Origin of the sequence: Microbacterium aquilitoris, assembly GCF_031932285.1 — a bacterium.
In the GTDB taxonomy this organism is placed as follows: domain Bacteria; phylum Actinomycetota; class Actinomycetes; order Actinomycetales; family Microbacteriaceae; genus Microbacterium; species Microbacterium aquilitoris.
Window position 1 is genome coordinate 736,703 of the sequence record NZ_JAUZVT010000002.1, and the last position, 19,989, is coordinate 756,691.

At 69.8% G+C, this 19,989-nt stretch carries 22 protein-coding genes and 1 tRNA gene; 16 read left to right on the forward strand and 7 right to left on the reverse strand.

All coding sequences use genetic code 11. From position 1 onward, the window contains the following. Positions 1-28 precede the first annotated feature (28 nt). The gene (locus tag Q9S78_RS10295) at positions 29-718 is read right to left on the reverse strand and encodes a phosphocholine cytidylyltransferase family protein (RefSeq protein ID WP_018188227.1); all 690 of its coding nucleotides are present in this window, start codon (positions 716-718) and stop codon (positions 29-31) included. Between the two features lie 184 nt (positions 719-902). Between Q9S78_RS10295 and Q9S78_RS10300 the strand changes: the two genes are divergently transcribed. The 3 genes from Q9S78_RS10300 to Q9S78_RS10310 are packed head-to-tail and all read left to right on the forward strand — an operon-like array spanning position 903 to position 4,171. Beyond that, positions 903-2,336 (forward strand): ABC transporter ATP-binding protein, encoded by a 1,434-nt coding sequence (locus Q9S78_RS10300; protein ID WP_311870165.1) that lies wholly within the window; start codon positions 903-905, stop codon positions 2,334-2,336. Further along, complete coding sequence (locus Q9S78_RS10305; protein WP_311870166.1) at positions 2,312-3,865, forward strand: hypothetical protein; 1,554 nt, start codon at positions 2,312-2,314, stop codon at positions 3,863-3,865. Before Q9S78_RS10300 ends, Q9S78_RS10305 begins: the two co-directional genes overlap by 25 nt. A gap of 39 nt (positions 3,866-3,904) precedes the next feature. Further along, the gene (locus Q9S78_RS10310) at positions 3,905-4,171 is read left to right on the forward strand and encodes a DUF3039 domain-containing protein (RefSeq protein ID WP_018188224.1); all 267 of its coding nucleotides are present in this window, start codon (positions 3,905-3,907) and stop codon (positions 4,169-4,171) included. Here the strand turns inward: Q9S78_RS10310 and Q9S78_RS10315 are convergent. After that, the gene (locus tag Q9S78_RS10315; protein ID WP_311870167.1) at positions 4,150-5,478 is read right to left on the reverse strand and encodes a nicotinate phosphoribosyltransferase; all 1,329 of its coding nucleotides are present in this window, start codon (positions 5,476-5,478) and stop codon (positions 4,150-4,152) included. The two genes, Q9S78_RS10310 and Q9S78_RS10315, sit on opposite strands and share 22 nt — an antisense overlap. 56 nt (positions 5,479-5,534) lie before the next feature. On the opposite strand from Q9S78_RS10315, the gene murI reads away from it, so the two are divergent. From murI to Q9S78_RS10335, 4 genes are all read left to right on the forward strand, one after another. Then, positions 5,535-6,362, forward strand: coding sequence for a glutamate racemase (gene murI, locus Q9S78_RS10320; RefSeq protein ID WP_020097139.1), 828 nt, complete (start codon positions 5,535-5,537; stop codon positions 6,360-6,362). Next, a complete protein-coding gene (gene rph, locus Q9S78_RS10325; protein ID WP_018188221.1) occupies positions 6,359-7,102 on the forward strand; it encodes a ribonuclease PH in 744 nt (247 codons plus the stop codon). The genes murI and rph overlap by 4 nt, the downstream gene beginning before the upstream one ends. After that, entirely contained in the window at positions 7,099-7,692 is a 594-nt protein-coding gene (gene rdgB / locus Q9S78_RS10330; RefSeq protein WP_018188220.1) for an RdgB/HAM1 family non-canonical purine NTP pyrophosphatase, read from the forward strand. Before rph ends, rdgB begins: the two co-directional genes overlap by 4 nt. Before the next feature lie 98 nt (positions 7,693-7,790). Next, a complete protein-coding gene (locus Q9S78_RS10335) occupies positions 7,791-8,702 on the forward strand; it encodes a cation diffusion facilitator family transporter (RefSeq protein ID WP_311870168.1) in 912 nt (303 codons plus the stop codon). Between the two features lie 24 nt (positions 8,703-8,726). Here Q9S78_RS10335 and Q9S78_RS10340 read toward each other — a convergent pair whose 3' ends face one another. Next, on the reverse strand, positions 8,727-11,078 hold the full coding sequence (locus tag Q9S78_RS10340; protein ID WP_311870169.1) for an ATP-dependent DNA ligase: 2,352 nt from the start codon (positions 11,076-11,078) through the stop codon (positions 8,727-8,729). Positions 11,079-11,138: 60 nt separating this feature from the next. On the opposite strand from Q9S78_RS10340, the gene ku reads away from it, so the two are divergent. Continuing rightward, positions 11,139-12,017, forward strand: a complete 879-nt coding sequence (ku, locus tag Q9S78_RS10345) for a non-homologous end joining protein Ku (protein ID WP_116228980.1) — start codon at positions 11,139-11,141, stop codon at positions 12,015-12,017. On the opposite strand, the gene Q9S78_RS10350 is transcribed toward ku, so the two are convergent. Beyond that, positions 12,018-12,797, reverse strand: coding sequence for a DedA family protein (locus Q9S78_RS10350; RefSeq protein ID WP_018188216.1), 780 nt, complete (start codon positions 12,795-12,797; stop codon positions 12,018-12,020). A 73-nt stretch (positions 12,798-12,870) separates the two neighbouring features. After that, positions 12,871-12,952: transfer RNA gene (locus Q9S78_RS10355), tRNA-Leu, on the reverse strand. Positions 12,953-13,026: 74 nt separating this feature from the next. On the opposite strand from Q9S78_RS10355, the gene Q9S78_RS10360 reads away from it, so the two are divergent. The 8 genes from Q9S78_RS10360 to Q9S78_RS10395 all read left to right on the forward strand — a co-directional run bounded on the left by Q9S78_RS10360 (position 13,027) and on the right by Q9S78_RS10395 (position 18,092). After that, the gene (locus Q9S78_RS10360; protein ID WP_311870170.1) at positions 13,027-13,626 is read left to right on the forward strand and encodes a hypothetical protein; all 600 of its coding nucleotides are present in this window, start codon (positions 13,027-13,029) and stop codon (positions 13,624-13,626) included. Positions 13,627-13,689: 63 nt separating this feature from the next. Continuing rightward, positions 13,690-14,853, forward strand: a complete 1,164-nt coding sequence (locus tag Q9S78_RS10365) for an ATPase, T2SS/T4P/T4SS family (RefSeq protein WP_116228982.1) — start codon at positions 13,690-13,692, stop codon at positions 14,851-14,853. Next, the gene (locus tag Q9S78_RS10370) at positions 14,850-15,710 is read left to right on the forward strand and encodes a type II secretion system F family protein (protein WP_116228983.1); all 861 of its coding nucleotides are present in this window, start codon (positions 14,850-14,852) and stop codon (positions 15,708-15,710) included. The genes Q9S78_RS10365 and Q9S78_RS10370 overlap by 4 nt, the downstream gene beginning before the upstream one ends. Further along, positions 15,707-16,618 carry a type II secretion system F family protein gene (locus Q9S78_RS10375; RefSeq protein ID WP_116228984.1) on the forward strand — a complete coding sequence of 304 codons (912 nt, stop codon included), beginning with the start codon at positions 15,707-15,709 and terminating at the stop codon, positions 16,616-16,618. The genes Q9S78_RS10370 and Q9S78_RS10375 overlap by 4 nt, the downstream gene beginning before the upstream one ends. A 25-nt stretch (positions 16,619-16,643) precedes the next feature. Beyond that, complete coding sequence (locus tag Q9S78_RS10380) at positions 16,644-16,847, forward strand: hypothetical protein (protein WP_018188137.1); 204 nt, start codon at positions 16,644-16,646, stop codon at positions 16,845-16,847. Positions 16,848-16,856: 9 nt separating this feature from the next. Further along, positions 16,857-17,246, forward strand: coding sequence for a TadE/TadG family type IV pilus assembly protein (locus Q9S78_RS10385; RefSeq protein ID WP_018188136.1), 390 nt, complete (start codon positions 16,857-16,859; stop codon positions 17,244-17,246). Further along, positions 17,221-17,688, forward strand: coding sequence for a TadE/TadG family type IV pilus assembly protein (locus tag Q9S78_RS10390; protein ID WP_020097149.1), 468 nt, complete (start codon positions 17,221-17,223; stop codon positions 17,686-17,688). The genes Q9S78_RS10385 and Q9S78_RS10390 overlap by 26 nt, the downstream gene beginning before the upstream one ends. Next, positions 17,685-18,092: a pilus assembly protein TadG-related protein gene (locus tag Q9S78_RS10395; protein WP_018188134.1), complete on the forward strand. Its 408-nt coding sequence runs from the start codon at positions 17,685-17,687 to the stop codon at positions 18,090-18,092. Before Q9S78_RS10390 ends, Q9S78_RS10395 begins: the two co-directional genes overlap by 4 nt. A 28-nt stretch (positions 18,093-18,120) precedes the next feature. On the opposite strand, the gene Q9S78_RS10400 is transcribed toward Q9S78_RS10395, so the two are convergent. Further along, complete coding sequence (locus tag Q9S78_RS10400; RefSeq protein ID WP_311856915.1) at positions 18,121-18,534, reverse strand: hypothetical protein; 414 nt, start codon at positions 18,532-18,534, stop codon at positions 18,121-18,123. A 166-nt stretch (positions 18,535-18,700) separates the two neighbouring features. Further along, positions 18,701-19,975: an MFS transporter gene (locus tag Q9S78_RS10405; RefSeq protein WP_116229329.1), complete on the reverse strand. Its 1,275-nt coding sequence runs from the start codon at positions 19,973-19,975 to the stop codon at positions 18,701-18,703. Positions 19,976-19,989: the final 14 nt, after the last annotated feature.

Sequence of the window (19,989 nt, forward strand, 5' to 3'; positions counted from 1 at the left end):
CGCGGCCCTCGGCCGCTCGCGCGGCGCGTCAGACGTAGAAGTTGGCCCGCTCGAGGTCTTCGGCGAAGTCCACCTCGACGGCGTAGAGATCGGAGATGTCGAGAGGGCGCAGCTTCAGGCCGTTCTCGGCCACGGCGAGCTCGAGTCCACGCTCGAAGTAGTCCTGGTTGTCGACGTTGCCGAGCTGCGCGATGAGCGCGGGCTTGTCGGCACGGGAGATGTAGTTGATCCCGACGGCTTCGCCGAGGCCGCCGACGACCGTCTTCGACAGTTCGGCGATGTTGCCTTCCGCGTCGACGGTGTACTTGACCTCTTCGTCGCTCACCTTCGAGGTGTTGACGGTCACGAAGGACTGCTCGGCCTCGACCAGGGCGAGCGCGCGCCCGAGTACGCGGGGGTCGAAAACGACGTCGCCGTTCATCCACAGCACGCCCGACTTGCCCGTGGCCTTGAGCGCGCGAAGAAGGCTCTTCGACGTGTTCGTCTGGTCGTAGCGGTCGTTGTAGACGTAGTCGACGTCCGGGAACGCCTCGACGATGGTCTCGGCGCGGTAGCCGACGACCGTCGTGATGGGGGCGGCAGGTCCGAATGCAGCGTGGATGTTGTCGTGCTGCTGCCCCATGATGCTGCGGCCGTCGTTCAGGGTCGTCAGCGGCTTGGGCAGGCTGCGGCCGAGCCGCGAGCCCATGCCGGCTGCGAGAATGACGATCTTGGTCACGTGGTGCTCCTGACGATGTGGTCAATGTCCGTTCATCGGAAAGACACATCTTCGTGCCGGGTCAATGCTATCCGGGGTGCCTGAAAAGGGCCCGTATCCAGGTCCGACGTTGCGCATTCGTGATAACTCACACAACGTGACACTCCCTCAGGAGCGGCGCACGCCGGCTTGATAGGTTTATCCCGTGACGCCTCCCAAGACACGACCGCCCCGCAAAAAGGCGCCCGTGTCCGGCGCCGGCACCGCCGTCCCGCCGCCGCCCGAGGTTCCCGCCGCCGAGCTGCCGGGGACGCCTGTGGATGCCGACGCTCCCGAGGTTCCCCCGAAGCCCGAGATCCCGGCATCCGTTGCGGCGGCACGCTTCGAAGAGCCGATCGTCGCCGACCAGGAGCCGCAGGACCTCGATGAGGGAACGGATGTCGCTGCCGGCGACCCGGACCCGATCCCCGAGACAGAGCCGGTCGCCGAGGCGGAGCCCGAGCCGGTGAGGGAAGCCGAGCCCGAGCCGATGCCCGAACCCGAGCCGGAGGGCGAGCCCGAGCCCGTCATCGAGCCTGAGCCCGAGTCGCCCGCGGAAACGCATCCGGAGGTGATCGAAGTCCCGGAGGAGACCGAGGTCATCGAGGTTTCGAATGTCGCTGTTGTCTCTGTGCCTGCGGATGCCGCAGAGGTCGAAGAGCCGTCGGACGTGACGGTCGACCCCCAGGAAGGTCCCGGCCCGACGGACGCGGACGCTCCCACCGTCGCGTTCGAGGTCGAGGAGGCGGAGGAGCTCGCTCCGGAAGCGCCCGCGACCGCCGTTATGCCGCAGATGAATGCGGAGGTCGAGACCGAGGCCTCCGAAGAGACGACGCGGCCGACGCCCGCCCTGCGGATGACGGATGTCTCGAAGTCGTTCGGCCGCACGCGCGCGGTGGATGCGGTGGACCTCGAGATCGCCGCGGGGAGCTTCTACGGGATCGTGGGGCCCAACGGTGCGGGTAAGACGACGACCCTTTCGATGATCGCGGGCCTCCTGCGTCCCGATGGGGGGACCATCGAGGTCGGCGGGATCGATCTGCGACGCGACCCCCGGGGCGCCAAGGCGCTCATGGGGGTCCTGCCCGATCGACTCCGCACCTTCGAGCGGCTCACGGGGCGACAGCTCCTCCACTACTACGGGGTCCTCCGCGGTCTTCGCGGAGCCGTCGTCGCCGAACGCACCGAAGACCTCGGCCGGGCGTTCGACCTCACGGCCGCCCTCGCCCGTCCCGTCTCCGACTACTCCGCCGGCATGACGAAGAAGATCATGCTCGCGGGGGCGATGATCCACGCCCCCCGTCTGCTGGTGCTCGACGAGCCCTTCGAAGCGGTCGATCCGGTCTCGAGCGAGGTCATCCTCGACATCCTCTCCGCCTATGTCGCCCGAGGCGGCACGGTCGTCCTCTCGAGTCACGGCATGGAGCTCGTCGAGCGCGTCTGCGACGGGGTGGCGGTCATCGTCTCGGGTCAGGTGCTGGCGCAGGGCACCGTCGACGAGGTGCGCGGGGATCACACCCTCGCGGAGCGCTTCATGCAGCTCTCCGGCGGCCTCAGCGACGTGGAGGGGCTGGAGTGGTTGCACACGTACTCCGACTGAGGCTCGCGCTGCTGGTCGGCGCGCTCAACGCGCGGCCCCTGGTCCTGCTGCGACGGCTCGCGGGCTTCGCTGTCCTCGCCCTCGCGGTGGCGGCCGTCTGCGTGGCCCTCATCCGACTCGACCGTGTTCCCGACGGCGAGGCGGCGACGCTCACGGTGGTGGGAAGCTCCCTCCTGGTCGCGGGCTTCTTCTTGATTCCACTGTTCAGCGGCGTCGAGGACCCGCTCGATCCGCGTCGGTTCGTGGTCACGGGGGAAGAGCCGGGACGGGTGGCCTGGTCGGTCGCGCTCGCATCGCCGCTCGGCATCCCGGGTCTGGTCGTCGTCGCGGTCGCGGCGGCGATGATCGCGGCGTGGACCGGCCACGGCTCGCCGGCCGGTCTCGCCGTTCTGGCAGCGCTCCTGCTCGTCGGAACCTCCGTGCTCGCGGCCCGGTGCGCGATGGCGGTGTCGGCCGTGGCCCTCCGCGACCGGCGGTCACCGCAGCTCACCGGCCTGATGGTGACGGCGGCTGGTGTCGTCGCGATCCCGGTCGCCGCCTTCGCGTTCTCACTGGAGTGGTCCGGCGGACTGCCGTCCCAACTGACGGAGGCGGCGCAGGTGCTCGCCGTCACCCCGTTCGGTGCGGCATCCGCCATCGCGGTCCGCAGCGGAGGCGAACTCGTCGCATCGATGCTCGTCGCGGTCGGCACACTCCTCGCCCTTGCGGCGCTGTGGCAGCTGCTCGTCCGGACTCTCATGACCTCGACCGAGCGCGTCGTGCCGGTCGGGGAACGTCGCGGACTCGGCTGGTTCGCCGTCATGCCCGGCACGCCGGGCGGAGCCATCGCCGCCCGCAGCATCGTCTACTGGTTCTCCGATCCTCGCTACCTCGCGAATGTCATCGTCGTCCCGGTCGCCTCGGTCCTCATCGTGACACCCCTCCTGGTGGTGGGCGTCCCTCTGCAGACCGTCGCGCTGATCCCACCCCCGATCCTCGCCTTGTTCCTGGGCTGGCTCGTGCACAACGACCTCGCCTACGACTCGACGGGCGTGTGGCTGCACATCTCGGCCGGAGTCCGCGGCGTCGCCGACCGTCTCGGACGCCTCGTCCCCATCGTCCTGGTGGGTGTCCCGCTCCTGGCGTTGGCGATCACCGCGTCGATCTGGATCCACGGGCGATGGGCCGTGCTGCCGGCGCTCGTCGGAGTGTGCGTGAGCCTGTTCGCCACAGGCTTGGGTCTGAGCTCCATCTCCTCGGTGGCCGCCCCGTACGCGGTCTCACGACCGGGGGAGGGACCGTTCGAGCAGCCTCAGCGCACGGGCGGCTCGACGACGCAGGCGCTCGTCCTGCTCGGTGCGATCCTGCTCTCCGCGCCGGCGCTCTGGTGGGGGTGGCTGTCCCTCGCCGGCGACGAGGATGAGGCGTGGACGTCCTTCTGGAGCGGTGTCGGCGTCGGGGCGGCGGTCCTCGTCGTCGGCGTGGCCATCGGCGGGGCCCTCTTCGAGCGTCGCACCAGCCGCACCATGGAATTCGCCGAGACGCTCTGACCCGACCACGCGGCGCCGCGTCGCAGTACACTCGGGGGAATGAGCACGCCGATCGACAGCCCGGATCAGGGCGGCCTCGCCACACTCGACCGTGAGCTCGAGGAGCTCATCCGCGAGGAGGCGATCGAGCCCGGCGACCATGAGCGGTTCTCGCACTACGTCAAGAAGGACAAGATCCTAGAGTCGGCCATCACGGGCAAGCCCGTGCGCGCACTTTGCGGCAAGAAGTGGACGCCGGGTCGCGACCCGGAGAAGTTCCCGGTCTGCCCGACGTGCAAGGAGATCTACGCCTCGCTGACCTCGTAAACGGTCGGCAGGGCAGGATCGGCGCGACTGAGCGCCAGCGCCATGACCGGGAGTTCTTCCCGCACGCGCAGGTGGTGGGCCCGAGCAGCGGTGACACCGTCGGCGCCCAGGTGGGCGGCATCCGCGTCACCGTGATCGACGAGCACGGTCTGCAGCGGCCGGGCGTCGGGGTGCGCGGAAGGTGGGTCCACCTCGTCGAACCCGTCGGCGACGGCGACGACCTCGGCCGTCGCGACACCGTCCGCCCGTCGCCGGAACGCGGCCTTCCGGCCTCCGATGGACGCCTTCGACGTGGAGGCCTTCGCGACCGGGACCCAGCCGCCGTCGACACCCTGGCGGGCGACCAACTTGTAGACCATGCCGGCCGTCGGCGTACCCGACCCGGTGACGACGGAGGTACCGACGCCGTAGGCGTCGACGGGGGATGCCGCCAGTGCCGCGATCGCGAACTCGTCGAGATCGCTCGTCACGGTGATCTTGGTCTCGGTCGCCCCGAGTTCGTCGAGCTGCCGGCGGACCGAGGCGGCGACGGTAGGAAGGTCGCCGGAGTCCAGTCGGACGCCGCCGAGCCCGGTGCCGGCGACGCGGATCGCGGTCTCCACGCCCTGGCGGATGTCGTACGTGTCCACGAGGAGGGTGGTGTCGGTTCCGAGCGCGTCGATCTGGCTGCGGAATGCGTCCTCCTCGCTGTCGTGCAGCAGGGTCCACGCGTGGGCGGCAGTTCCCATGGTGGGGATGCCCCAGGAGCGGCCGGCCTCGAGGTTGCTCGTGGCGGAGAACCCCGCGATGTAGGCGGCGCGGGCCGCCGCGACGGCGGAGCGCTCGGCGGCGCGGCGCGAGCCCATCTCTGCGAGGGGGCGGTCACCGGCGGCGATGCTCATGCGGGCCGCGGCCGTGGCGACGGCCGAGTCGTGGTTGAGGATGCTGAGGGCCAGGGTCTCGAGGATTACGGCTTCGGCGAACGTGCCCTCGACCGTGAGGATGGGGGAGCCGGGGAAGTACAGCTCACCTTCGCGATAGCCGCTGATGGTTCCGCCGAACCGGTACCCCTCGAGGTAGCGGACCGTGGCCGGGCTCACGATGTCGTTGTCGCGGAGGTAGGCGAGCTCGGCATCGTCGAAACGGAAGTCGGCGATCTCCGACAGCAGCCGGCCCGTGCCGGCGACGACGCCGAAACGACGGCCGCCGGGCAGGCGTCTCCCGAACAGTTCGAAGACGCAGCGCCGGCTCGCGGTGCCGTCGCGCAGGGCGGCATCCAGCATCGTGAGCTCGTAGCGGTCGGTCAGCAATGCTGTGGACATGCCCATGCGGTCACTCTATCCAGGCGCGGACGAGGGCCTGACCGAGACTAGGCTGGTCGATCGTGACGGACGCACCGATCGGGATCTTCGACTCCGGAGTGGGCGGGCTCACGGTCGCCCGTGCCGTCTCGCAGCTCCTGCCGCGGGAATCCATCCTCTACATCGGCGACACGGCGCATTCGCCCTACGGGCCGAAGCCCATCGCGGACGTCCGCCGGTACGGTCTCGAGGTGCTCGACACCCTCGTCGACCAGGGCGTGAAGATGCTGGTCATCGCCTGCAACACCGCATCCGCTGCCCTCCTTCGCGATGCCCGCGAACGGTACGACGTGCCCGTCGTCGAGGTCATCGGTCCCGCGGTCCGAACCGCGATCTCCACCACGCGCAACGGCCGCATCGGCGTGATCGGGACGGCGGGGACGATCGGATCCGGTGTCTACCAGGACATGCTCGGCGTCAACGAGCGCCTCAGCGTGTTCGCTCAGGCGTGCCCGCGTTTCGTCGACTTCGTGGAGGCGGGGGTGACCGACTCCCCGGATGTCCTCCGGGTCGCGGAGGAGTACCTCGCGCCCCTTCGCCATGCCGGCGTCGACACCGTCGTGCTCGGATGCACGCACTACCCGTTCCTCGAGGGCGCGATCAGTTACGTCATGGGTCCCGATGTGTCGCTCGTCTCGAGCGACACCGAGACCGCCAAGGACGTCTACCGCCAGCTCGTCTCGCGCGACCTGCTCGCCGGGCACGACGCGACCGCGACCCACGTCTACGAGGCGACCGGCGATTCCGCCGACGACTTCCTCCGACTCGCCGACCGGCTGATGGGACGCGGCGTCAGCGCCGTGCGTCTCGTCCAGACCGGTGCCATCGACCTACCGAAGGGGACCCCATGACCGAGACCACCCGCGCCGACGGCCGTGCCGTCGACCAGCTCCGCCCCATCACGATCGAGCGCGGCTGGAGTGCGCACGCCGAAGGGTCTGCGCTGATCTCCTTCGGCGGCACGAAGGTGCTGTGTACGGCATCCTTCACCAACGGCGTCCCGCGCTGGCTGACCGGCAAGGGCAAGGGGTGGGTCACCGCCGAGTACGCGATGCTCCCGCGCGCGACCAACTCCCGCAACGACCGCGAGTCGATCAAGGGCAAGGTCGGCGGTCGCACTCACGAGATCTCGCGCCTCATCGGCCGTGCGCTCCGGGCCGTCGTCGACACGAAGGCCCTCGGCGAAAACACCATCGTCATCGACTGCGACGTCCTGCAGGCCGATGGCGGCACCCGCACCGCCGCGATCACGGGCGCGTATGTGGCCCTGGCAGACGCGATCGAGTGGGGTCGCGCGAAGGGCTTCGTCGGCAAGAACGCCAAGGCCCTGCACGACTCCGTCGCAGCAGTGTCGGTGGGCATCATCGACGGCGAGCCGATGCTCGACCTCGCCTACGTCGAGGACGTCCGCGCCGAGACCGACATGAACGTCGTCGTGACCGGTCGAGGCCTGTTCGTCGAGGTCCAGGGCACCGCCGAGGGTGCGCCCTTCGACAAGCGCGAGCTCGACGCCCTCCTCGAGCTCGGCGTGAACGGCTGCGGCGACCTCCGCGAGGCGCAGCTCGCCGCGCTGGCGCAGGAGCTCGCGTGACGACGCGCCGCATCGTCCTCGCCACGCACAACGCGCACAAGGTCGAGGAGTTCGGAGCGATCGTCGCGTCGACCCGTCCCGATCTCGAGGTCGTCGGATACGACGGCCCAGAGCCCGTCGAGGACGGTGTGACGTTCGCGCAGAACGCCCTGATCAAGGCGCGCGCCGCGGCCGCCCACACCGGCCTCCCGGCGATGGCGGACGACTCCGGGATCGCCGTCGATGTGCTGGGCGGGTCCCCCGGGGTGTTCTCCGCGTACTGGGCGGGGCACAAGAAGGACGGCGTCGCGAACTACGAGCTCCTGCTCGATCAGCTCGCCGACATCGCCGATCCGCACCGGACGGCGCAGTTCGTCTCGACGATCGCGCTCGTCGTCCCCGGTGGCGAGGAGCACGTCGTGACCGGAGTCTGGCCCGGTCGTCTCGCGACCGCACCGACCGGAGAGAACGGCTTCGGCTACGACCCCGTGTTCCTGCCGGACGACGCCGCGGGCCGTTCCGCGGCGGAGCTCACGCCGGCGGAGAAGAACGCGTCGTCACACCGAGCGCGGGCGTTCGACGCGCTCGGCCCCCTGCTGACGGCACTGTGACGCCGCGCGGGCTCTTCCGCTGAGGCTGAGAATCGGACTCATTCCCGAGTTGCGGGATGAGGCCGCCCGCCCCGGCGTGCCGTCCTAACCTCGTAGGTATGCACGATCACGCACCCACCGGCATCCGGGGAGGACACCCGCGGCGTCTGCTCGCGGTCTCCCTGGGGATCACCGCGACGGTGCTCGTCGTCCAGCTCGTCGGTGCGATCCTGACCGGGTCGCTGGCCCTCCTCGCCGACGCCGGTCACATGCTCACCGACAGCTCGGGACTCGTGATCGCGCTCATCGCCGCGTCGGTCGCGGCGCGCCCCGCGGACGAGCGGCAGACCTACGGCTATCAGCGCGCCGAGGTATTCGGCGCGCTGCTGAACGCCGTGATCCTCATCGCCCTCGGAGCGTGGATCGCGGTCGAAGCCGTCGGTCGACTGATGCGACCCGCGGACGCCGAAGTGCAGGGCCTGCCGATGCTCGTCGTCGCCGTCATCGGCCTCATCGCCAACGGCGTCTCGCTCTACGTCCTGAGCGTCGCGCAGCGCACGAGCATCAACGTGCGCGGCGCCTACCTCGAGGTCCTCGGCGACCTGCTCGGGTCGGTGGTCGTGATCATCGCGGCCGGCGTCATCTGGGTGACGGGATGGATGCCGGCTGACGCCGTGGCCTCGCTGGTCATCGCCGCCCTCATCGTGCCGCGCGCCATCACCCTGTTGAAAGAGGTGTTCGCCGTGCTGGGGGAGCGTGCACCGGCGGGGACGAAGGTCACCGACATCCGCGACCACATCCTCGGCACCGAGGGGGTCGTGGACGTGCACGACGTCCACGTCTGGCAGCTCACGCGCGGCGCGCCGGTCTTCACGGCGCACGTCGTCGTCGCGACGGACTACTTCGCGGATGATCGCGCCGGTGCGCTTCTGTCCCAGCTGCAGTCCTGCCTCGCACGCCACTTCGACGTGGAGCACTCGACGTTCCAGCTCGAACCGGCGGGGCATGTCGAGCACGAAGCCCACGCCTGAGTCGAGAACCGGCGACGGTGGTCGTCAGCCCTCAGCGCGGACGTCCGTCGGAGCCTTGTCTGGGCGGAGCCCTCGCCAACGGGCATGACGGAGGGTCCCACTCGGCGTCGCCTCGGCGTACTCCACCTCGCCGACGAGCTCAGGCCTGACCCACAGCGCATCGGATGCCTCGGCACGACCGATATCGACGAAAGGGTTCTCGGCGGTGCGGAGGGGTGAGAGCTCGGCATCCAGACGTGCGAGCGTCGCTTCGCTGAAACCGGACCCGACGCGACCGATGTAGCGCAGCCCGCCGTCGGTGGGGATTCCCATGAGCAGCGAACCGATCTCGCCGGTGCGGCCGCCTTTGCCCGGTCGGATGCCTCCGATCACGACCTCCTGCATCAGGGTCAGTTTGACCTTGAGCCACTGCTCGCTGCGCACCCCCCGGCGGTAGGTGGACGCGGGGTCCTTCACGACGACGCCCTCGAGTCCGAGCTGCTGCGCCGTCGCGAGGGCATCGTCCACGTCGCTCGCGACGGGAGGTACGACGATGGGATCGATCGTGCCCTCGGCGACGCCCTCCAGCAGCTCTCGTCGTTGCGACAGAGGGAGTGGAGCGGCATCCGTCCCGTCGACCTCGAGGACGTCGAACAGCAGGAACTGCACGGGGATCCGGGCCGACTCGCGGTCGATCTCGCCGGCCTTCGTGAGGTGCATGCGGTGCTGGAGCAGCGAGAAGCTCGGCCGGTTCCGATCGTCGAGCGCGACGATCTCGCCGTCGACGACGCAGGGGGCGGCGCCGAACCCGGGGTCGCCGCCGGTCAGTTCGGGATACCGCGCGGTGATGTCGGCGCCGCTGCGCGCGCGGAGCTTCAGTCGTTGGCCGTCCCAGATCCCGAGGGCGCGGACGCCGTCCCACTTGAATTCGACCCACGGACCCCAGCGGGTGGCCGCATGCCGGGCGAGCGCCGCGTTCGACGACGTCGCGAGCATCGGTGCGGGTGCGGATGACGGCGTGGTGGCGGCAGGCCCCGGGGCGTTCGCCTTCATGCGGTGCAGCAGCCATTGCGACTTCTCACCGTCGCCGCTCGTGCGGATGAGGGCGAGCCTCGCGGTTCCGAGCGGCCCGTCGCCGCGCCCGGTGGCAGTGAAGATCACCTCGTCGGCGCGCCATTTCTCGAGCTCGAACGTGCCCGAGTCCCAGATTGACATCGAGCCCGCACCGTATTCCCCGGCGGGAATGTCGCCGGAGAACTCGAGGTATTCCATCGGATGCGGCTCGGTCATGACGGCGAGGTGGTTGGTCGAGGGCGACTCCGGGATGCCGCGCGGCACCGCCCAGCTGACGAGAACGCCGTCGTGCTCGAGTCGCAGGTCGTAGTGCAGCCGCCGAGCGTGGTGCTCCTGGATCACGAACCGGGAGCCCGCGGGGACGGCGGAGCCCGCGGGCGAGTGGGGGACCGGCTCCGGCGTCTTCGCGGCCGTCCGCTTCGCGATGTAGGAGCGCAGAGGACCGGCATCCGTCGGTGCGAGTGCGGCGAGGAGGTCGCCGCCCTCGGCGACCCGATCGAGCACCTCGTCGACGAGCAGCTGCCGCAGGTCGGGGTCGTCGAGTTCTGCCCACGTGCGGGGAGCAGCGACCGTGGGCCGCTCGCGTCCACGGAGCGAGTAGGGCGCGATGGTCGTCTTCTTGCCGTTGTTCTGGCTCCAGTCGAGGAACACCTTGCCGGGCCGGGCCGCCTTCGACATCTGACTCACGACGAGGTCGGGATGGTCGGCCTCGAGCGCCCGGGCGAGCTCCTTCGCGAAGGCGCTGATCTCGTCGCTGGTCCGGCTGCCATCGAGCGGGGAGTAGAGGTGGATGCCCTTGCTGCCGCTCGTCACGGGAAGCGGCTCCATCCCCAGATCGGTGAGGATCGCGCGCGCCCACCGCGCGACCTCGGCGCACTCGGCGAGGCCGATGCCGGGGCCAGGATCGAGGTCGAGCACGAGACGGTCGGGGTTCCGTCTCGCCCCGTCCGCGTCGAAGCGCCACTGCGGCACGTGCAGCTCGATCGACGCGACCTGTGCGAGGTAGACAAGGGTCGGGACCCCGTCGACGAGCGGATAGTCCTTCGCCCCGGTCGAATGCTCGATGGGCCTCCGGGCGACCCACGACGGCGCGCCCGCCTCGAGGTGCTTCGCGAAGAACGAGCCTTCGCCGGTGCCGTCTGGCCAGCGGATGCGGGTGACCGGTCGACCATCGAGGTGCGGCAGCATCGCCGGAGCGATCCGCGTCAGATAGTCGATGACCTCGCCTTTGGTGGTCCCCGTCTCGGGGTACATCACCTTCTCGAGGTTGGTCAACCGCAGCCTGCGGCCGTCGACGACGACCTCCTGCGGTGCGGCTGGCATGGGGCCAGATTAGTGCGCAAGCCCTATGACGCCACCGCAGCGCGGGTGTCTACTGGGGGCATGAGATCGATCTGGAAAGGCGCGCTGACCTTCGGACTCGTCAATGTGCCCGTCAAGGTGTACTCGGCGACGGAGGACCACGACGTGTCCCTCCACCAGGTTCACGCGGCCGACGGCGGCCGCATCCGGTATCAGCGCATCTGCGAGATAGACGGCGAGGTCGTGCCGTACTCCGACATCGACAAGGCCTACGACGACGGCGAGCGCACCGTCGTCCTCACCTCCGATGACTTCGCGGCGCTGCCCAGCGAGCGCAGTCGCGAGATCGAGGTCGTCGAGTTCGTCCCCACCGAGCAGATCGATCTGCTCACCCTCGACAAGGCCTACTACCTCGAACCCGACTCGAAGAGTCCGAAGGCGTACGTCCTGCTGCGTCAGACGCTCGAGCAGACCGATCGCACGGCGATCGTGCGGTTCGCGCTGCGGCAGAAGACGCGACTCGCGGCACTCCGCGTGCGCGGCGACGTCCTCGTGCTGCAGACGCTCCTGTGGGCGGACGAGGTGCGCGAGGCATCCTTCCCCGTGCTCGACGAGCCGGTGAAGATCTCGAGCAAGGAGCTTGAGCTCTCGGCATCCCTCGTCGACAGCTTCTCGAGCGACTTCGATCCGACCGAGTTCACCGACGACTATCAGAAGGAACTGCGCACCCTCATCGAGGCGAAGCTCGACAAGGGTGAGGCGTTCGACACCACCGAGACCTTCGGGGAGAAGACGGATGCCGAGGGCGGCGAGGTCATCGACCTGATGGCGGCCCTCCGGGCCAGCGTCGAGAAGAGCCGTGCCGCGCGGTCGGGGTCGGACCCCGCGAAAAAGGACGCCGGCGCCGACACGGGGTCGGCGCCGGCGAAGAAGAAGCCCGCGAAGAAGAAGGCGTCCTGATCAGAGCCGGGGAGCGTCCCCGCGGGAGCCGTCCTGCTTCTCGTCGAACGCCTCGGGCTCGAGGACGAGGTCGCGTGCTTCCTTCGGGTCGATGACGCCGTCCGAGCCGGCCGCCATCTCTCGCTTGACCTTGCGCTTCTCGGCGAAGTAGTGCCAAACGATGAAGACGAGGGTCCCGGCGACGGCCGCGAGGAGGATCACGTCGATGTACGAGGCGACGAACTCGCCGACGCCGGGGATGAGGCTGACGAGGTAACCGATGACGGTGAGGCCGAAGCCCCAGATGACCGCACCGATCAGGTTGTAGAGCGAGTACTTGTGCCACGCCATCTTGCCGACGCCTGCAGCGACCGGCGCGAAGGTGCGGACGATCGGCACGAAGCGAGCGAGGATGACGGTGACGCCGCCGTAGCGCTCGAAGAAGGCGTTCGTGCGATCGACGTTGCTCCGGCTGAAGAGTCCGGATTCCTTGCGTTCGAAGACCGCGGGGCCGCCCTTGCGCCCGATGAGGTACCCCACTTCGCCGCCGAGGAAGGCCGAGAGGCCGATGAGCAGGCCCACGATCCACACGTTGATGCCGAAGACGCCGTTGGGGGCGTGCGTCACCGGGTTGGACAGGAGCCCCGCCATGATCAGGAGGGTGTCGCCCGGGAGGAGGAACCCGACGAGCAGGCCGGTCTCGGCAAAGATGATGAAGCAGACCACGACGAGCGCCCACGGACCTGCGGCGTTGATGATGGTCTCGGGATCCAGCCAGGGGATCAGTGCGAAGGGGTGCACGGAGGTCCTTCAGGTCGCGACGGCTGGCCGGCCGGCGGAATGGGCGCAAGGTGTGAGACACGACGGTGCCTCGTGCGGAAGGGGGGACTTGAACCCCCACGCCCGAAGGCACAGGAACCTAAATCCTGCGTGTCTGCCGATTTCACCACTCCCGCTGGTGGCTTCAGTCTAGGGCGCCGGGTGGGAGGGACCTGGGAGGGATAACCCCCGAATCGGTAACCTCTGTCGCGTGGCTGCGCCTCGATCTCTCATCCCCGTGATCCCGCTCCTCGCCCTCGCCGGCTTCCTCGCCGGATGCGCGCCCGCCGCCCCCGCCGTCTCCGGCGAGGGATCCGCAAGGCCGACCGCACCCGCCGCTGCGGGCGACGGCGGGACGGCGGCCGTCCGGGATCTTCCCGGCATCTCGAGCTGCGATCAGGTCGCCGCCGTCGTCGGCGACTACATCGACGGCATCCCGCTCGACCAGGAGAACTCCTACGTCCAACCGGACGCCATCGGTTGCGCCTGGGTGACCCCTGCGGACGCGGTCAGCGAGCTCTCCGACATCCAATCCTTCACCGTGGACATCTCGGAGGGCATGGACGAGGTGCCCGATGCGGATGAGGCTGCCGGCCTCGGCATGGACATGTACTTCGACGACCCGCGTCTCGAGAAGGTCGGCGGCGTGGGGCTCTGGATGGACGCCGATTCCGCCGCCGTCGGCGGGGGAACGGGCTCTGTCCTGGTGCCCGGCGTCGACATCGTCATCAGCGACTCGCGCTGGGGGCAGGACGGCCGCCTCACGAAGGACAGTCTGGTGAGCGTCGCGCTCGCTCTCCTCGATCTCTGAGGCCTCCCGGCGGTGTGGATAACTCCCACGCCGAGGTGCGGGGGATTGCGATGATCCCAGGCCATGAGCATCGCGTCCCCCCTTGCGCCGACCCGCGGTCTCGCCGCGGTCGCGGAGCGGGTGCGGGAACGCTTGCGCAGCGAGGACGTCGATCCTTCCCGAGACCCCGACCGCGCGGCCCGGATCGCCCGGGCCGAGGTGCGCCGTCACAACGACTTCGCCCTCGCGCGGGGAGTCGACGTCATCGAGGACGAAGCGGCGTCCGTCCGCGACATCCTCTCGACCGTCGCCGGGTACGGCCCCCTCCAGGCGCTGTTGGACGACCCCGATATCGAGGAGATCTGGATCAACGCCCCCGACAAGGTCTTCATCGCGCGAGAAGGGCGGAGTGAGCGGGCTCCGATCGTGCTCAGCGACACGGCGGTGCGTGATCTCGTCGAACGGATGCTGCACGCGACCGGCCGCCGTGTCGACCTCAGCCAGCCCTTCGTCGATGCGTCGCTGCCCGACGGCTCGCGTCTGCACGTCGTTATCCCCGATATCACCCGTCGGCACTGGGCCGTCAACATCCGGAAGTTCCTCACCCGCTTCCGCACCCTGGACGATCTGGTCGCAGCCGGGTCGGTCCGCCCCGAGGCGGCCTCGGTGCTGCGAGCCGCGATGCGCGACGGCACGAGCGTCATCGTCTCCGGAGCCACGCACGCAGGGAAGACGACCCTACTCGGCGCGCTCATCGCGTCCGCTCCTGCCGATGACCGCATCGTCACGGTCGAGGAGACGTTCGAGCTCAACGCCCAGGCTCCCGACCTCGTCGCCCTCCAAGGTCGTCAGCCGAGCCTCGAGGGAACCGGTGAAGTGTCGCTCCGCCGCTTGGTCAAGGAGGCTCTCCGTATGCGGCCCGACCGCCTGGTCGTGGGAGAGGTCCGCGATGCCGAGGCGCTCGATCTGCTGCTCGCCCTGAACACCGGCGTGCCCGGCGCGGCGACGATCCACGCGAACTCCGCGGGCGACGCGCTGCGCAAGCTGGCATCGCTGCCGCTCCTGGCCGGTCGCAACATCGACCGCGACTTCCTCCTGCCGGCCATCGCCGCGTCCGTCGGCCTGGTCGTGCATTGCCGACGGGATGCCGCCGGTCGGCGAGCCGTCGTCGAGATCATCGCGCCCACCGGGCGGGTCGTCGACGGCGCCGTCGAGACGCGTCGCGTGTTCGGGGGTGAAGGCGTGTGACGACCATCCTGGGGCTCACCCTGGCCGCCGGCATCCTGCTCACGCTCGCACCCTGGCTCTGGCCTCCGCGTGCGCGCCGTGCAGAGGCGCCGCAGCGCGATGGCACCGTCGCCCGGCTCCTGCAAGCCGCGGGATTCGGCCACGCGACGACGGGTCACCTCGCCTCGATCAGTCTGGCCGCCGCCGCCGTCGCGGGGGCGGTCATCTGGTTGGTCACCGCCCTCCCCGCCTTCGCCGCCGTCGCCGCGGTGGCCGGATTCTTCGCGCCTGCGGGATGGCTCCGCGGGCGCGCGCGGCGACTGCAGAAGAGCCGCCGTCAGATGTGGCCGGATGTGTGCGACCTCCTCGTCGCCTCCGTCCGCTCGGGCATGTCCCTGCCCGACGCGGTGTCGGCGCTGGGGGAGGTCGGTCCGCCGTCGCTGCGTCCCGCGTTCAGCGCGTTCTCCTCGGACGTGTCGGCCTCCGGTCACTTCGATTCGAGCGCTCTCCGCCTGAAGGCGCGGCTCGCCGACCCCGTCGCCGACCGCATCATCGAAGCCCTGCGGATGGCGCGCCAGGTCGGAGGCACGGAGCTCACGAGCGTCCTCCGCGCCCTCTCGGCGTCCGTGCGCGCCGAGGCCGCGCTCCGGGCCGAGATCGAAGCCCGGCAGTCCTGGATCCGCGGCGCTGCGGTTCTCGGTGTCGTCGCGCCATGGGTGATCCTCGGTCTGCTCGCGCTGCGCCCCGAGGGCGCCGCCGCATACAGCAGTCCGGAAGGCGTCGCGGTCATCCTCCTGGGAGCGGCGGTGTCCGTCGTCGCCTTCCGCCTCATGGTCGGCATCGGCCGCCTCCCGGAGCCGCGGCGGTGGTTCGCATGAGCGGGCTGACCGAACTCGCGCTCGCCATCGTGCTCGGGGGCGCTTTCGCAGCCGGCCTCGTCCTGGTCTCAACCCGGATCCCGCGTCTGTCGGCGCCGACGCTCTCACGTCGGATCGCACCGTATCTGCGCGACATCGCCGATCCGCGGGGCCTCACCCCTTTGGCATCCGCCCGCGGCGACTGGCGCACCCGCCGGGACCGTGTCATCTCCTCTTTCGGCGGCGCCGCGCGACTCGAGCACCGTCTCCGTCAGGCCGGGTGGACGCAGGATGCCGCGGCATTCCGCGCCCGCCAGCTCACCTGGGTCCTCCTCGGTGGTCTCTTCGGCGGGGTCGTGCTGGTCGTCCTCGCCCTCGCCGGCCGGCTCACTCCCGGGTCCGCGCTCCTGCCGCCCGTCCTGGCGCTCTCGGCCGCCGCGGTGCTCGATTTGCGGCTCACGTCCGCGGCCCGCCGCAGGCGTGCGCGCGTCGAGGAGGAGCTCCCGACACTTCTCGAGTTCCTGTCCCTCTGCCTCGCGGCGGGCGAGGGTCTGCGCGACGCACTCAGGCGGGTGGGGGAGATCGGCACCGGCGAGCTCACGGTCGAGATCCGCCGCGCGGTCCTCGACAGCGGCACCGGCTCGAACCTGTCCGACGCGCTCCTCGATCTCGGGCGGCGCCTCGACGTTCCCACGCTCTCCCGTGCGATCGAGCACCTCGTCGCGGCGATCGACCGCGGCGCCCCCTTGGCGGGTGTGCTGCAGGCACAGGCCGGCGACGCGCGCGAGGACGCCAAACGATCGCTCATCGAGCAGGCAGGGAAGAAGGAGATCGCGATGCTCTTCCCGATCGTCTTCCTCCTCCTCCCCATGAGCGTCCTGTTCGCGGTCTTCCCCGGCATCGTCATGCTGCGCCTCGGGGTCGGCTGACCACCTGATCCGAAAGGAGAACATCATGATCCGTCCCTCTCTGGCGAGACTCCGCACCGCGTGGGGTGCCGTCCTCACCCGCCTCCGCGATGACGAACGCGGCGACGTCCCCGGCTGGGTGCTGATCACCCTCATGACCGCCGGCCTGGTCGTCGTGATCTGGGCGCTCGCGGGACCTGCCCTGTCGCAGCTGTTCCAGCAGGCGATCGACCAGGTCTCCAGCTTCTGAGGGCGAAGGATGCGGCGGCTGCTCTCCGATGAACGCGGCTCGACTCCGGTCGAGTTCGTGCTCGTCGGCGTGTTGCTGACCGTCCTGACCCTCGGTGTCCTGCAGCTGGGGCTCGCCGTCTACGTCCGGAACGTCGTGCACGATGCTGCTGTCGAGGGCGCCTATTACGCCGCCCTGGCCGACGTCGACACGCAAGCGGGAGCGGCCCGCACGCGCGACATCGTCGAGCGCACCGTGGGCGGGGATTTCCTGGAAAGCGTGACGGCGACGGATTCACGGGGTCTGGGATACGACACCGTTTCCGTGACGGTGACGACCGCGCTCCCGCTCGTCGGCCTCCTCGGCGTTCCGCACGGGTGGGAGGTGACCGTCCATGCTCCGGCCGAGAGCTTCGACTGAGCGTTTCGCGGAGGACGAGCGCGGGTCCGCGGCACTGGAGTTCATCGTCGGCGGCGTCGTCCTGCTCGTCCCCATCGTCTATCTCGTCGTGACCCTCGGGCTCATCCAGTCGCACGCGCTGGGAGTCGAAGCGGCGTCGAGGCACGTGGCGCGGGCCGTGGCATCCGCCGAAAGCGCGGAGGACGCCGACGACCGTGCCGCGACCATCTTGGACGCCCTGGCGCGCGAGTACGACATCCCGAGGGACTCGCTCGCTGTCGACGTCTCGTGCGTCGGAACTGCTGCGTCGTGCCCGGCCGCAGGCGCGATCGTCCGGGTGACCGTCGCCTCGTCCGTCCCGTTGCCTCTCGTGCCGCCGGTCCTCGGCCTCGACCAGGCGGCCCGTGTGGGCGTCGAGTCGTCGTCGGTCCAGAAGGTCTCGCGCTACTGGAGAGACGGATGATCCGCCGCGACGAAGAAGGAAGCGTGCTCCTGCTCACGATCGGCTACGCGCTTCTCGCGCTCGTCCTCGTGTTCGTCTCGGTGGACGCCACGAGTCTGTACCTCGCGCACAAGCGCACGCAGGCCGCAGCGGATGCCGCGGCTCTCGCGGGCGCGGACGGGTTCACGCTCGACGTCGTGGCTGATCAGCCGCGCGCGCAGCTCACCGATGAAGGGGTGCGGGAACAGGCTGGGGCGATCGTCGCGGTCGAAGACGACGTGACGCTCGTGACCGCGGGCTCACCGGACGGAGTATCCGCGCGAGTGACGGTGTCGACGACGTGGCATCCGCCGATATCCTCGCTCTTCGTTCCCGCCGGGGTGGTGCTCGACGCGACCGCCACGAGCCGGACGGCGCTCGACTGAGCCGCATGCGGCCGCGGGAGTCCGGATGTCAGTGCGCGTCCGCGTTCCGGATGAGCTCGAACCGCCGATCGGCTTCGGCTCGCTGCGCCTCGACGGTCGTCACGGTCTCCGGGTCGGCCGGCTCGAAGACGTCGACGAGATCACCGATCCGGTCCGTTCCGACGCGGTAGGCGCGGAGCCCACCGCCCTGGTCGCGCACCATCCCGCTCGGCCACACATCCATCTGCGCGCCCACGACACTGATGCGCCACCCGAGCGGTTCGAGGTGTCCGCGTACACGGCAGAGCGCCTCGAACGCGTCGTCGGCGATCTCGTCGATCGTGTCGAACCGGGCGCTCGAGATCGTGACGGCGTACCGCCACCCCTCGCGCCGCCAGCCGATGGTCGCCGGAACGGTCTCCTCCCCGCGGCGCACGGCGATCTCGAAGGGACGGCCCGTCATGGCACGTTGACGATGTCGGCGGGGTCTGTGGCGATGTCGACGAGCTGCTGGAGGTTCGACGAACGGTTCGTGTTCCACGCGCTCATGGTCGCTGGCCCTTGTCGTCGACCGATTGGATGACGCTCTCGAGGTCTGTACCCAAGTTGCGGACGAGAAGGGCGAGCGGTCAGCGGTTCACGTGCGGGAGGAACCGCGGCAGCCAGCGGATGAAGGCGAGGGCTCCGAGCAGCCCGATGACGCCGACGGCCCCCGCCGCGAACGACAGCGACGAGACGGCCGTGATGCCCGTGACGATCAGCGGGGTGGTGGCACCGCCGGCATCCGTCAATGTGCGCCACGACCCGAGGAAGGGCGCCGGATCATCCTTCGGTGCGAGATCTGCACCGATCGTCAGCAGGATGCCGCTGGACAGGCCGTTGCCCACGCCCAGCACCGCCGCGAACATCGCGAACCACATCTCGGCACTCGCGCCGTCGTGCGTGACCGAGAGGGCGAGGAAGCCGCTCCCCATCAGGACCATCGCCGGAAGTGCGGCCCAGAGTCGTCCGAACCGGTCCATCACCTGCCCGCTCGCGTAGAAGAGGGCGAAGTCGAGCGCGCCGGAGATGCCGACGACGAGGGCGATCGACTGAGCGTCCAGCCCGATCGATACGCCCCACAACGGCAGGACGACCTGACGTGCGGACCGGACCGCCGAGAGGCTCGCCGCAGCCAGTCCGACACGCGACAGCACCCGACGGTGCAGCCACATCGTGCGGAACACGCCCGCCCGCTCGGCGATGGGGATCGAGCCGGTCACGGGTTCACCGGAGTCTTCGGCCTCGTGGCTGCGGACCGTCTCGGCGACGAACTGCTTCTCGGGGTCGGGTCCGAAGGTCACCAGCACGATGAGGGCGACGAGGCAGACGGCGAAGAACCAGATCGTCGACCGCTCGTCGCCGAACAGTCCGATGAGTGCCGCCGCGATGAAGGGACCCGTGAACATCCCGAGGCGGAACGTCCCGCCCAGAAGCGACAGCGCGCGAGCGCGGAACATGACCGGCACACGGGTGGTCATGAAGGAGTGGCGCGCCAGGCCGAACGCGGCGGCGCAGGAGCCGATGAGGAACACCGCACCGGCGAACACCGGCAGGGACGGCACCAGGGCGGCGGTCAGCGAGACGACGAGTGCAAGAGAGCCTGCGGCGATCATCGTCACCCGCTCGCCGAACCGGGCGACCGCCCAGCCCGCGGGCAGATTGCCGACCAGCTGCCCGACGACCAGCAACGAGGCGATGAGGGCCGACAGGGCGACATCCGCCCCCAGGTTGCTTGCGAGGATCGGGATGAGGGGGAGCACCGCTCCCTCGCCGATGGCGAAGAGGACGGTCGGCGCGTAGACCATGGGTCCGAAACGCCAGAGCACCTCCCGGGCAGTGGGGGAGTCGGGTCGGTCGGTCATCGCCATCCACGTTA